The organism is Pantoea sp. JKS000250, assembly GCF_003201065.1.
In the GTDB taxonomy this organism is placed as follows: domain Bacteria; phylum Pseudomonadota; class Gammaproteobacteria; order Enterobacterales; family Enterobacteriaceae; genus Pantoea; species Pantoea vagans.
In genome coordinates this window covers 2,809,751-2,825,363 of the sequence record NZ_QICZ01000001.1, presented here as the reverse complement: position 1 = coordinate 2,825,363, position 15,613 = coordinate 2,809,751, and the positions used below count along the sequence as shown (strand labels likewise).

Here is a 15,613-nt window from a genome sequence, read left to right as displayed (position 1 = left end):
TTAAACAGAGTGCCAAATAACACTGATTATTAAGCGTTAAAATAAAAAAAATATATTTTTAGTCATTTTTATTACACCGCGTTATCGGGCTATGACTTACTGCCATCTGGAGGTTAACTCACTGTTTTAAATTTTTTTATCAACATAACACAGCAGCATCTGGCTATTTTTTAATCGCCAGATTCATTTCAACACTATTGGTGAAAAATGAAAATACAATTAATTATTAAAGACACGCAGGGCAATGTTATTGCTAAACATGCTTTACAACCTGGAAAGTCGCTGGCATTGGAGTCTATGCCACAAGCTGCGTCCTATGAAGTTCACAGTGTTGATGGGCAGCCTCCCCAGAAGATCATTGCGTCAAAAGCGAATGGCCAGATGAAATTTAAGCTGGTGGATGATGTCACGGGTGAGCAGTATGACATCGTCCTGCAAAACGTCAGCGCAGAAGAAATGCCAGTCATGACAGCCTCTGGTTCGGACGGTGTGATCTATGCGTATGACTATGATGCGACGAATAGCGTATATGAACTTGTTTCGACCTCGACGGATCCCCTTATCGCGGACAATGTCTATGTAGCGGGTGGTGTTTTAGGTGGTCTGGCTGCATTGATTGGTGTGGCCGCAGCGTCAAACTCTGGTGGCAGTGGCGGTTCAAGAAATAACAACTCTGTATCAGCGAATGAAGATAACTCTGCAGCAACCGGTGAAGACAATAGTGCTGCCAGCGTTATTCCTGCCAAAACGCCCTCTCTCGTCGACGACGCCGGTAACCCGGTGGCGGACGGATCTGCCACTAGCGACAGCACGCCGACCATCGGAGGCAGCGGCATGCAGCCCGGCTCTACCGTGACCGTCTCTGACGGCGATGCTGAAATCGGCACCGCCACCGTGGACGCGGACGGCAACTGGACCTTCACACCTGACGCCCCGCTTGCTGACGGCGAGCACGCCCTGGTCGTTGACGGCACCGATGCAAACGGCAACGCCAGCAGCAGCACCGTCGACGTCATCATCGATACCAGCGAAACCGTGCCCGGCCTGACCGACGACGCCGGCAACCCGATAGCCGATGGGGCGACTACCAGCGACAGCACCCCGACCCTCAGCGGCGACGGCATGCAGCCGGGATCCACCGTGACCGTCTCCGACGGCGACGCCGAACTCGGCACCGCCACCGTGGACGCGGACGGCAACTGGACCTTTACACCGGATGCCCCGCTGGCTGACGGCGAGCACGCCCTGGTCGTTGACGGCACCGATGCAAACGGCAACGCCAGCAGCAGCACCGTCGACGTCATCATCGATACCAGCGAAACCGTGCCCGGCCTGACCGACGACGCCGGCAACCCGATAGCCGATGGGGCGACTACCAGCGACAGCACCCCGACCCTCAGCGGCGACGGCATGCAGCCGGGATCCACCGTGACCGTCTCCGACGGCGATGCTGAAATCGGCACCGCCACCGTGGACGCGGACGGCAACTGGACCTTTACACCGGATGCCCCGCTGGCTGACGGCGAGCACGCCCTGGTCGTTGACGGCACCGATGCAAACGGCAACGCCAGCAGCAGCACCGTCGACGTCATCATCGATACCAGCGAAACCGTGCCCGGCCTGACCGACGACGCCGGCAACCCGATAGCCGATGGGGCGACTACCAGCGACAGCACCCCGACCCTCAGCGGCGACGGCATGCAGCCGGGATCCACCGTGACCGTCTCCGACGGCGATGCTGAAATCGGCACCGCCACCGTGGACGCGGACGGCAACTGGACCTTTACACCGGATGCCCCGCTGGCTGACGGCGAGCACGCCCTGGTCGTTGACGGCACCGATGCAAACGGCAACGCCAGCAGCAGCACCGTCGACGTCATCATCGATACCAGCGAAACCGTGCCCGGCCTGACCGACGACGCCGGCAACCCGATAGCCGACGGGGCGACTACCAGCGACAGCACCCCGACCCTCAGCGGCGACGGCATGCAGCCGGGATCCACCGTGACCGTCTCCGACGGCGACGCCGAACTCGGCACCGCCACCGTGGACGCGGACGGCAACTGGACCTTTACACCGGATGCCCCGCTGGCTGACGGCGAGCACGCCCTGGTCGTTGACGGCACCGATGCAAACGGCAACGCCAGCAGCAGCACCGTCGACGTCATCATCGATACCAGCGAAACCGTGCCCGGCCTGACCGACGACGCCGGCAACCCGATAGCCGACGGGGCGACTACCAGTGACAGCACCCCGACCCTCAGCGGCGACGGCATGCAGCCGGGATCCACCGTGACCGTCTCCGACGGCGACGCCGAACTCGGCACCGCCACCGTGGACGCGGACGGCAACTGGACCTTCACGCCGGATGCCCCGCTGGCCGACGGCGAGCACGCCCTGGTTATTGACGGTACCGACGCGAACGGTAACGTCATAAACGGCACCGTAAACGTGACCGTCGACACCAGCGCCACCGTGCCCGGCCTGACCGACGACGCCGGCAACCCGATAGCCGACGGGGCGACTACCAGCGACAGCACCCCGACCCTCAGCGGCGACGGCATGCAGCCGGGATCCACCGTGACCGTCTCCGACGGCGACAGCGAACTCGGCACCGCCACCGTGGACGCGGACGGCAACTGGACCTTTACACCGGATGCAGCACTGGCCGACGGCGATCACGCGCTGGTTATTGACGGTACCGACGCGAACGGTAACGTCATGAACGGCACCGTGAACGTGACCGTCGACACCAGCGCCACCGTGCCCGGCCTGACCGACGACGCCGGCAACCCGATAGCCGACGGGGCGACTACCAGCGACAGTACGCCGACCCTCAGCGGCGACGGCATGCAGCCGGGATCCACCGTGACCGTCTCCGACGGCGACAGCGAACTCGGCACCGCCACCGTGGACGCGGACGGCAACTGGACCTTTACACCGGATGCAGCACTGGCCGACGGCGATCACGCGCTGGTTATTGACGGTACCGACGCGAACGGTAACATCATGAACGGCACCGTGAACGTGACCGTCGACACCAGCGCCACCGTGCCCGGCCTGACCGACGACGCCGGCAACCCGATAGCCGACGGTGCGACTACCAGCGACAGCACCCCGACCCTCAGCGGCGACGGCATGCAGCCGGGATCCACCGTGACCGTCTCCGACGGCGACAGCGAACTCGGCACCGCCACCGTGGACGCGGACGGCAACTGGACCTTTACACCGGATGCCCCGCTGGCCGACGGCGATCACGCGCTGGTTATTGACGGTACCGATGCGAACGGTAACGTCATGAACGGCACCGTGAACGTGACCGTCGACACCAGCGCCACCGTGCCCGGCCTGACCGACGACGCCGGCAACCCGATAGCCGACGGGGCGACTACCAGTGACAGCACCCCGACCCTCAGCGGCGACGGCATGCAGCCGGGATCCACCGTGACCGTCTCCGACGGCGACAGCGAACTCGGCACCGCCACCGTGGACGCGGACGGCAACTGGACCTTTACACCGGATGCAGCACTGGCCGACGGCGATCACGCGCTGGTTATTGACGGTACCGACGCGAACGGTAACGTCATGAACGGCACCGTGAACGTGACCGTCGACACCAGCGCCACCGTGCCCGGCCTGACCGACGACGCCGGCAACCCGATAGCCGACGGTGCGACTACCAGCGACAGCACCCCGACCCTCAGCGGCGACGGCATGCAGCCGGGATCCACCGTGACCGTCTCCGACGGCGACAGCGAACTCGGCACCGCCACCGTGGACGCGGACGGCAACTGGACCTTTACACCGGATGCAGCACTGGCCGACGGCGATCACGCGCTGGTTATTGACGGTACCGATGCGAACGGTAACGTCATGAACGGCACCGTGAACGTGACCGTCGACACCAGCGCCACCGTGCCCGGCCTGACCGACGACGCCGGCAACCCGATAGCCGACGGTGCGACTACCAGCGACAGTACGCCAACCCTCAGCGGCGACGGCATGCAGCCGGGATCCACCGTGACCGTCTCCGACGGCGACGCCGAACTCGGCACCGCCACCGTGGACGCGGACGGCAACTGGACCTTTACACCGGATGCAGCACTGGCCGACGGCGATCACGCGCTGGTTATTGACGGTACCGATGCGAACGGTAACGTCATGAACGGCACCGTGAACGTGACCGTCGACACCAGCGCCACCGTGCCCGGCCTGACCGACGACGCCGGCAACCCGATAGCCGACGGTGCGACTACCAGCGACAGCACCCCGACCCTCAGCGGCGACGGCATGCAGCCGGGATCCACCGTGACCGTCTCCGACGGCGACAGCGAACTCGGCACCGCCACCGTGGACGCGGACGGCAACTGGACCTTTACACCGGATACCGCGCTGGCCGACGGCGAGCACGCGCTGGTTGTAGATGGTACAGATGCCAGCGGTAATCATGTCAATGACACCATTAATGTCGTGGTGCAAACCGCGCCGTCTATGGAAATCGTTGATGATAACGGTACTGCTATTCTGGATGGCGACACCATTAGTGACAGTACGCCAACGTTCAACGGTAAAAACTTCGAGCCTGGAACCACGATTGTCATCGCAGACGGCGATACCACGCAGACCTCGCTGACTGTAGGCGCAGATGGCAGCTGGACCTTCACACCAACCGCTGGATTGGTTGACGGTGCGCATGCCATTGAGGTCACCGTTACTGATCCACAGGGCGTCAGTGCCAGCGGCGTCTTCAACGTCACTGTCGATACCACACCGCCGGAAGGGGTTGATATCTCTACGGTCACGATGGTCGATAACGACGGTACCACCATCACCGCAGCCGGTATCACAGCAGATAATACGCCAACCTTCAGTGGTACAGCGCTGGAGCCGGACGCGACCGTGATTATTCGCGATGGTGAAACCGTATTGGGTGAAACTACGGTCAGCGAAGATGGCAGCTGGTCCTTTACGCCTTCAACCTCGCTTGACGATGGTGAACATCAGTTCACATTCGAAGTCACCGATGCAGTCGGCAACAGCAGCGGCGTTTCTGAAGCGCTGGACCTGTCAATCTCCGCAACCAAAGGTATCAACACCGGAGTTGTAGTTACCGATGATGCCGGCAATGTGATTGTGAATGGGGAAGCCATTAACGACAGTACGCCGACCTTTAGTGGCCAGGATCAGACGCCAGGCGTAACAGTCACCATCGCCGATGGTGAAACTGTACTGGGCAGTGTCGTGGTTGCTGAGGATGGAAGCTGGAGCTTTACGCCTGATACCGCGCTGGCTGACGGTGACCATGCATTAATCGTGACCGTAACGGATGCGGAAGGAAACACCCGCACCGACACCGTTAACGTCGTGGTCGACACTGTTGCGCCAGATATGATTGATCTGGCCACAGTGGTCGTCTCTGATGATGCTGGCAATGCGTTAGCCGCTGGCAGCGCGATCAGTGACACCACGCCGACCTTCAGTGCCTCAGGACTGGAAGCAGGCACCACCGTTATCGTTCGCGATAATGATGTGGTACTGGGTGAAGCTCAGGTTGCAGATGACGGCAGCTGGTCATTCACGCCGTCTGAAGCGCTGACTGATGGTGATCACAGCTTTACGTTTGAGGCAGTCGATGCGGCAGGTAACAGCAGCGGTGAATCTGAAGCTGTCAGCTATGTCGTGGACTCTGTTGCACCTGAAGGCGTGGACATTACTACGGTAGTGATCACGGATGAAGTGGGTGCGGCTATCGATACAGCAGAAATCCAGAGCGACAGCAAACTCACCTTCAGCGGCAGCGATCTTGAGCCTGGTGCCACGGTCACGATATACGACAAAGGCCAGGTTGTCGGTGAAACCACCGTCGCCGAAGATGGCAGCTGGACTTTCACCGCTACTGACGGATTGTATGATGGCAGCCATGAAGTGACCTTTACTGTCACAGACGCGGCAGGCAACAGCAGCGCGCCATCCGGCACACTGGATCTGAATGTGCAGGCCATCACGCTGACGGCCTCTGACAATGTCAGCTCAGGTGCCGCGGTAGGCTTTACCTATCCGGTTGATGTCAGTGAGGATCTGGGAACCATTCTGCAGGATGGCGGGTTGATCGCGTTCAACAATAAGATCGTCAGCGATCCGATTGTGGTCGCAGACGGCACCATTATCGATCTTGATGTAACAGCGACTTCTTCTGCCTTCGTTAACGTCGCCAGTAACTCGACACTGGTGTTGCAGAAGTATGATTCGTCCACCAGCACCTGGGTCACCGTGTCTGAAGAGAACAGCGGAAACCTGTTTGGCATGTTTGGACTGGGCGCATCGACGTCCACTATCACGCTAACCGGGCTGACTGCCGGCCAGTATCAGTTGGTTTACACCACCAGCGGTATTAACGTCGGCGTAAGCTTTAATCTGGAAGCCTCTAAAACCGTCTATACGCTGGCGGAACAGGGCACACCGACCGACTACACCACAGCAACCGGCAATGTGATAACAGATGTCGACAGTGTTTATGGTGCAGATGGTATTCCGCACAGTGCCTCTACCTCTGTGAGCGCGGCGAGCGTGACCAACAGTGATGGCACCGTGATCTCTGTCACGCTGGATGCCACTACCAAAACCGCCACGCTGGTCGGCCAGTATGGCACGCTGGTCATTAACGCTGATGGCAGCTATGTCTATACCCCGATCTCATCCATGGACAGCATCGGTAAGGTGGATTCGTTTACCTATACCATTACTGACTCTGCGACGGGACTGAGCTCATCAGCGCAGATTCACGTACAGATTGGTACAACAAACGAAGCGCTGGATCTGAGCTGGGATGCTACCGATCCTTCTGCAACAGCCGTTACGGATATCGCTTCCAGCAACGAGGCGAATGCCAGCGTTACGGTGACTTATGAGTCATCCAGCGCGACGAATACCGACGTTAAACTGGTTGCAGGCGGGACCGAGAACTACAGTTCGACCTTTACCCTTGCAGGGAGTGACGACCTGGTTACCGGTTCGCTGACGTTAACCACCGAGTGGGGATTATTCGGCAACAACTTTGACTCACCATTGAACATCACTTATGCCGTGCAAATGCAGAACAGTGATGGCACATGGACCACGGTGAAAACGCAGACTGCCGTCGTGGCAGCCGGACAGCACAATGAAGAAGTTATCCAGAACGTGGAAATGGCGACGCTGCTGGACCGCCTGGGTGAAGGGACCTACCGCGTGGCGATTTCAACCACAGGTGCAGAAAACGTGGTGAAACTGAATATGTCAGTTCAGACAGTCAGCCCCACCGAGTACGTTATCACCGCGAATGAGGTCGCAACCGGCAACGTGCTGACCGACGAAGGCACAGACGGGGCAGTTGATAAGCTCAGCTCTATCTATACACGGATGTATGCCAAGGCCGGTGACAGCACCAGCGATGTAACGGTCGATGACAGTTATACCTGGGTCACCGAAAGTGGCGTCTCCATAGCGGGTCAGTATGGCACCCTGGTGATCTATAACAACGGTGCTTATACCTACACCCCTGCCACGACTACACTGCCAGCCGGCTCTGAAGACGTTTTCACCTATGCGCTGAAAGGGGCCAATGGTGAAGTGGTTAATGCTACCGTTACGATCCATCTGGGTGTTGAAGTCAACGGCAGCAATGGCGGTGCGCTGGTGTTCCACGGCACTGAAGTCAACGATGTGTTTGATGTGTATGACACCAGCTTCGCCTCGGTAGATGGCGCGGCTGGCGACGATACACTGGCATGGCATGGCAATGGCCAGCTGGTCTTGAGCGACGTCGCGGCGAAAGTCAGCAATATCGAATCAATCATGCTGACCTCAACCACCAGCAGTGACAACCTGGTACTGGATGCGCAGAGTGTGGAAGATGTCACCAGCGAAAGTAATGCTCTCTATATCAAGGGAATCGCTGGCGATAGCGTGACGCTGGAAGGCACCTGGATCAATAGTGGTACGGTGATTGTCGACAGCATCACTTACACGCACTACACCAGCACCACTGCTGCCGGTACCCTGGTCGATATCTACGTGCAGCAGGGCGTTAATCTCTCTTCAGCCACCTATACGGATAGCCAGAATGGGACGGAATATACCGTTACCGCTGCGCAGGATGTAACCGGTACGGCAAGCGACGATATCTTTAACGTGAGCGATACCAGCTTTACCCATATTGATGGCGGTGAAGGTCTGGATACGCTGGTGTGGAGCGGTACGGGCACACTCACACTCAGCGATCTGCAGTCGAAAATCAGTAATATCGAAGAGATCGAGCTGGTGAATGACAGTGCAGTGAATAATCTGGTTGTCACCGCGCAAAACGTGGCGGACATCACCGATGCTGATAACACCCTGTTTGTTAAGGGTGCTATCACCGACACGCTGACACTCTCTGGTAGCTGGACGCTGTCAGGCAGTGAAGTGGTCAACAATGTGGATTACATTCATTACGTGGGTACCACCGCTGATGGTCAGACGGTGAATCTCTATGTTGATCGCGACATGAAACTGAGCAGCACCGAAACCGCGTCTGAAAACAATGCGGCCGACGTAACGGGCGATGTTGCCCTGCTCAGCGACAGCGTGGCACAGAGCACCACGATGAACACCGCAACCAGCAGCTTTACCAGTGAGAGCTTCACGGTTAACAGCATCAGCGATCTGCAGGAGATTAACGTCAGCGTGACCGGGGCGTCGATCAATGCCAGCAATACTGTTTCGGTGAACTGGTCGTTGCAGGTTTACAACGAGCAGACGCTGCGCTGGGACAACGTGACCACCGGCACACAGGCGATCACCAGCGGTAGTCCGCTGAATGTTTCGCTGGCGGGTCAGAATGCGGGAACCTACCGCATCGTGGTCGACAGCACGCAGTCCGGACATCCTGGCTTCCTGTGGTCTACCAGCTATGACGCGCTCACCGTGAAAGTGGCAGTGAACATCGTCAGCACCACCGACTATAAAGTCAGCACCAGTTCCAGCGTCAATGGTTCGGTCTTTACCAGCGACAGCACCAGTGACAGTTCGCTGGTAGTGACGTCGATAACGGCGGGTATTGTGACCGGTGCCGCAAGCTATACGTTGGTTGCCGCTGCGGGAACCACTATCGCGGGTACTTACGGCACGCTGACGATTAAGAACGATGGCAGCTATAGCTACACACTGAATAGCGACTCGGTGATCAAACTGACCGGCAGTGAAGATTCATTCACCTATGTTCTGGCGGATGGAAGCACCAAAAATCTGGTGATCACGCTGGGTGTCTCCGTGGATGGCTCTGAAGGTGGCGCGCTGATCTTTGCCGGTACCGTTGGCGATGACAGCTTCACCGTTCACGACACCCAGTTCACCTCGGTGGACGGGAAGTCGGGTCAGGATACGCTGGTCTGGAATGGCACAGGCGAGCTGAATGTCAGTGAGATTGCGGACAAAGTGAACAATATCGAAATCATCGATCTGCAGGATAACGCCCAGGCAACGGCGCTGCTGATTGGTGCAGATGATATTGAGAAAATCACGGATGCCAGCAATGTGCTGTATGTCAGGGGTGGCAGCAATGACTCCCTTTCACTCCAGGGCGTGTGGGCTGTTAACGGCGTGGAAACGCTGAATAACATCACCTACACCCTCTACACCAGCACGGCGCTGGATGGCACGGCAATCAAACTCTATGTTCAGCAGGGTCTGCAATTCAACGAAGTGACAGAGCATCTTGCCGGTTCCATCCAGGATGCCTCCGCCGATCTGACCGTGGTATCGGTGAGCCAGAACGGTGAAACCACCGCGATCACTGACGATGCGGTGAGCGTCAAAGGTGCCTACGGCACGCTGGTTATCAATGAAGCGGGTCACTACAGCTACGTGGTGGATGATGCGTATGCGCACAGCGGCAACACTGACACCTTCACCTATGCCCTGTCAGACGGCAGCAATGCTTCTCTGAGCTTTAACCTGGGCGTTGATGTTGATGGCAGTGAGGGCGGCGAGATCACCTTCACCGGTACCCGCGGTGGAGATGTTTTCGAAGTCTATGACACCGATTTCACCTCTATCAACGGTGCAGAGGGTAACGATACGCTGGCCTGGCATGGCACAGGAACGCTGAACCTTAGTGATATCTCCGCCAGGGTCAACAATATCGAAACCATCGACCTGATGACGGATGCCGGAAAAGACAATCTGGTCGTAAGTGCAGAAAGTCTGCTGAAGGTCACTGATAACGATAATACGTTATATGTCAGAGGGGAAAATGGCGACACGGTGACGCTGAATGGTAACTGGGAGCAGGCAGACGGAATAGTGGCAAATGGGGTTAACTATAACCATTACACCAGTTCTGCAGCCGATGGCTCCGTGGTACAGTTATATATTGAAGACGATATCACCATCGGATAATTAACATCCGCATTAAAAGCAGGCTGGGTTATTTATACCAGCCTGCTACTTCCCCGCACTTTAAGCCATCTTTTATGACGGAGATATATTTAATTATCTAAACATCATGAAAAAAATTATTATCATTTTGCACTGCATTCTTATTACCCAATATTCTTTTGCTGCCGATCAAAAACTTTTCTCAGGCGGCGAGCCAGCCATTAATGAAGCACCGGCAGGTTTCTGGGGCGTATTTTCTAAAACACCGGATCCCGGAACCTTACCTGCAGGCGGATCTGCGCTGGCAGATAAATTACAAATTAATCCGGCAGAAATTGAAATGCAGCCTGCGGCGTCGAACGGGGCTGAAAGCTTTCCGGCTGACTGGCAGGCGGCTATCCAGCTGGCGGTTAATCATCATCCCTCCATCAGCAGCAGCATTGCGACGCTGGAGTCATCAGGGTTCACCATTGATGCTGCAAAAGCGGGCTATCTGCCCTCTGTAAAAGCGGGTATCACAACCGGTCGACAGCAGGATGAAGGCAGCGGCCATATCGCAACCGTCGGCCTCTCTCAGATGCTTTACGACTTTGGTAAAACCGGCAGCGCGGTCGATCAGGCCAGCGCGAAATATCTGCGCCAGCAGGCCACTGTTCTGATGCAGATCGATACCATTATCGAACAAACCGCACTGGCACTGAATGAAGTTTATCGCTCGACGCAGCTGCTTGATAACTCGAAGAAAGAGGTAAAAGCCCTGCGGGATATCCTGGCGCTGACGCAAATGCGTGCCGATGCCGGAGCCAGCACACGGGTGGATCCGGTTCAGGCGCAGGCGCGTGTTGAAGCGGCCCAGGCAGAGCAACTGGATCTGGAAATCAAACTCCAGCAGCAGAAATACCATCTGCAATCATTGCTGGGACAGCCGGTTGCCGAAAAGAAAATATCCGCGCCGATCTCGCTGCTGCCGCTGATTGAGCGTCAGAATGCCCGGATTGATTTAAACCGTAACCCGACTATTTTAGTTGCCCAGGCCGATGCCGCCGTGGCACTGGCCGAGTTACGTAATTACAAAGCGCAGCGCTATCCCACTTTATCGCTTGAAGCCAATACTAATAAATATATCGGCGATATTGCGGATTATCAGCGCCATAGCCAGTACCAGAACGTTTATCTGTCTGTTAACAGCACGCTTTATCAGGGTGGTGCATTAGTGGCGCAGGAAAGTGCCAGTGCCCGCGCACTGGAAGCGGCCAGAACCACTATAGCCAGTAAAAAACTGGAGATCAGCGATCAGCAACGGAATTATTTCCAGAGCGTAACGGGATTACAAAAAAATATCAGCCTGCTGACGCGTCGTATGAAAACGATTATGGAGACGCGCTCCCTTTATCGTGAGCAATATTTATCACTGGGTAACCGAAACGTACTCGACTTACTTAACGCCGAACAGGAAATAAGCCGTGCTCAGCAGGATTTAATTAATGCCCGCTGCGACCTGTGGGCCTCATCCGTTAATTATCTGGTCGTAACCGGTATGGCACGCGAAGCGTTTGATTTAAATAATAAGGTCATTCAGGGACTGCGCATTGCGCCGTAATTCTGTCAGCAATTAAGAGTAGATGATAATGAACACGATATCTGACAGCGAAAATGCATCAGCACAGCCTGAGGCTAAAAAGGCTTATACCCCCTGGCTCGACGCGCTGCTGCTGGTGGCGAAACATTACCGCCTTGATGGTTCACCTGAACGGGTGAAAGGCGAAGCGGAATGGCACATGCAGCACCTTTCACAGGATGCCCTGATTGAAAATATGGCGCGCCAGCTCGGCCTGCTGGTGATTTTTGACGCGTTTGACCCGGATCAGCTCGATCCGTGGCGCATGCCGTTGATCGTCGATTTCGGTCCTCGCGGCGTCGGCGTTATCACCACGGTGGGCGAAGATGGTCAGGTCAGCGTGATGCTGAGCGGTGAAAAACAGCTTCAGACCACGCTGAGTATTGAAGATCTGTCGCAGCATGCACAGCGCGTACTGCTGGCGAAACCGGAGTCTTCCGTGCCGGATGCGCGGGTGGATGACTATATTAAGCCGCATCGTGCTGACTGGCTGTGGCAGACCATTCTTGGTGAGTGGCCAGCCTATGTAAACGTCATGTTTGCGTCGCTGATCTCCAACGTGCTGGGCCTCTCAGCGATGCTCTTCACCATGCAGGTGTATGACCGGGTGATCCCTTCCCAGTCCGTTCCCTCTCTCTGGGTACTGTTTGGCGGCGTCATGATCGCCCTGACCTGCGTGTTTGTGATGCGCATTATCCGCACGCATATCTCTGATGCAGCCGGTAAAAGCGCGGATCTGCGCATCTCCGATCGCGTCTTTGGTCACGCGCTGCGGATCCGTAACGATCAGCGTCCCAAATCGACCGGATCGTTTATTGCTCAGATCCGCGAGCTGGAACAGATCCGTGAGCTGATTACCTCGACCACCATTTCAGCAATTGCCGATCTGCCTTTTTTAATCATCTTTCTGTTTATCCTCTGGTTACTGGGTGGATGGCTGGTGCTGGTTCCGCTGGCGGCGATTCCGCTGATTGTTATTCCGGGCCTGCTGGCGCAGGGTTCGCTGGCGAAGCTCTCCAAAGCAACCATGCGCGAGTCCGCAGTGCGCAGCGCTATGCTGGTTGAGACCGTACAGGGCATGGATGACATCAAGCTGCTGCGCGCAGAGCCCTACTTTCAGAACCAGTGGAATCACCTGAATGAGGTGATCAGTAAATCTTCACAGAAGCAGCGTTTTGTCAGCGGCCTGCTGATGAGCTGGACCAGTGAAGTCCAGACCGTTGCCTATGTCAGCGTGGTGCTGGTGGGTGCCTTTTTTGCCATGAGCGGTGACCTCTCTACCGGCGTGTTAATTGGCTGCTCGATGCTGGCGTCACGCATGATGGCACCGCTGGGCCAGCTGGCGATGATATTTGGCCGCTGGCAGCAGGCCAAAGTGGCGCGTGAAGGACTGGAGAACCTGCTTAACAGCGAGGTCGATCAGCCAGAACGCAGCATCCGCATTCATCGCCCGCGCATTAACGGCGAATATGCTCTCTCTGACGTCATCTATCGCTACGACCCGAACTCCCCTGAACCGGTGCTGACGGTGAAAAAGCTGACCATTAAAGCGGGTGAGAAAGTGGCGCTGTTGGGGCGTAACGGATCCGGTAAATCAACGCTGTTGCAACTGATGGCAGGTCTGTTGCAGCCGGGCGAAGGTGCCCTGCTGCTGGATGGCGTGCGGCTTTCCTCCATTGACCCGCTGGATGTAAGGCGTGACGTCGGGCTGCTGACCCAGAACGCATCCCTGTTCTACGGCACGATCCGCGAGAACTTACGCCTGGGCATGCCACTGGCGACGGAAGAGGAGATGCTTCAGGCCCTGGAGATCAGCGGCGCACTCGACTTTATTCAGCGCCTGCCGGAAGGCATGGATTATCTGTTACAGGAAGGCGGCAAAGGCTTGTCTGGCGGACAGCGCCAGCAGCTGCTGCTGGCACGCACCCTGCTCCGCCAGCCCAGCGTGCTGTTGCTGGATGAACCGACCGCCTGGCTGGATGATGCCGCTGAAAAACATCTGATTGAACGACTGATGACGTGGATGGGCAACCGCACATTAATTATCGCCACGCATCGCCCGGCGGTATTGCAGCTGGTTGACCGCATCATGCTGATCGATAAAGGCAGGATCGCGCGGGATGGCTCAAAAGCAGAGATGCTGGTTACCCGGCCCGAAGCCAGTGCCGCGCCTCATCAGGGCAAAGTCAATGTTAAACCGCAGGGAGCACAGGCATGATTTTCTCCTTATTCCGTAAAAAGAAGCATCAGCGTTCCCGTCAGCGCGTCTCTTCCGGCGGTCTGATCATCATGTCGGTGCTGGTCATGCTGCTGCTGTTCTTTGTCTGGGCTTCTAACTTCGAACTGGATGAAGTCACCGTTGGTGTCGGGAAAGTGGTACCCAGCTCACACGAGCAGATCATCCAGTCACTGGAGGGCGGGATCCTCAAAGAGCTGAAGGTTCACGAAGGCGATGTGGTTGAGGCGGGTCAGGTGCTGGCATTGCTGGATCCCACCCAGATTGACTCGGGTGTGCAGGAGAGCACGTCGCGTTTACGTGCTGCGCTGGCGACGGCGGCCCGCTTACAGGCTGAGACCGCAGGCACGCCGCTGACCTTTCCGCCGGAAGTATTAGCGGATCCGCCACTGGTGGCTGCTGAGACTGCGCTTTACCACTCGCGTCGTGAGAACTACAGCAAAACCATCAGCGGTCTGACCGAAGCGCTGAGTCTGATTAACCGCGAACTACAGCTGACCTCATCACTGGTGGCAAAAGGCGCGGCCAGTAACGTGGAAGTACTGCGCCTGAAACGTCAGGCTAACGACCTGCAAAGTAAGCTCAACGACGCGGAAAATAACTATATTGTGCAGGCCCGTGAAGAGCTGGCGAAAGCCAACGCCGAAGCGGCATCTCAACGCTCCATTATCATCGGGCGAGCGGACTCACTGAAGCGCACAGTCGTTGTCACGCCGGTCAGAGGGATCGTTAAAGATATCGAGGTGAACACCGTTGGCGGCGTGATCCCGCAGCGCGGCAATCTGATGGAAATTGTACCGCTGGATGAGCAACTGATGATTGAGGCGCAGATCGCCCCGCGCGATGTCGCCTTTATCACGCCCGGCCAGCGTGCAGTGGTGAAGCTGACCGCGTATGACTACAACATCTATGGCGGTCTGGAGGGCAAAGTGGCCTCTATTTCACCCGACACCATTCAGGATGAAGTGCATCGCGACCAGTACTATTATCGCGTCTACATCCGTACCGATAAGGATTATCTGGTCAATAAAAAGGGCAAAAAGTTTCCGGTTTATCCGGGGATGATCGCAATGGGTGAGATCCATACCGGCAGTAAAACCATCATGGAGTATCTGATGAAACCGCTGAACCGGGCGAAAGAAGCGCTGCGGGAGAGGTAAACATAAGATTTGCTGCCCCTGCTGGTGGGGCAGCTAACACCGGATTTCATGCCCTGCCCCGCCCATCAGGCACCCACTCATCTTCCACTTCCCTGTTCTGATATTCTTTAACCTCCTCTCAAAATATTTCGAAAATTCACTTTCAGGTGGTCAGCCTGACCGTCGGGTTGTGGCCATGTTTTAATATTTACATGGCATAGTCCC

At 56.9% G+C, this 15,613-nt stretch carries 4 protein-coding genes; all 4 read left to right on the top strand.

Translation table 11 applies throughout. The features are described 5' to 3' along the window. Positions 1-297: 297 nt before the first annotated feature. Entirely contained in the window at positions 298-10,416 is a 10,119-nt protein-coding gene (locus BY447_RS13340) for a beta strand repeat-containing protein (protein ID WP_158280077.1), read from the top strand. A gap of 319 nt (positions 10,417-10,735) precedes the next feature. Beyond that, positions 10,736-11,995, top strand: coding sequence for a TolC family outer membrane protein (locus BY447_RS13335; RefSeq protein ID WP_323859491.1), 1,260 nt, complete (start codon positions 10,736-10,738; stop codon positions 11,993-11,995). 28 nt (positions 11,996-12,023) lie between these two features. Then, positions 12,024-14,231, top strand: coding sequence for a type I secretion system permease/ATPase (locus tag BY447_RS13330; protein ID WP_110331314.1), 2,208 nt, complete (start codon positions 12,024-12,026; stop codon positions 14,229-14,231). Continuing rightward, on the top strand, positions 14,228-15,409 hold the full coding sequence (locus BY447_RS13325) for an HlyD family efflux transporter periplasmic adaptor subunit (RefSeq protein WP_033781749.1): 1,182 nt from the start codon (positions 14,228-14,230) through the stop codon (positions 15,407-15,409). Before BY447_RS13330 ends, BY447_RS13325 begins: the two co-directional genes overlap by 4 nt. Positions 15,410-15,613 lie beyond the last annotated feature (204 nt).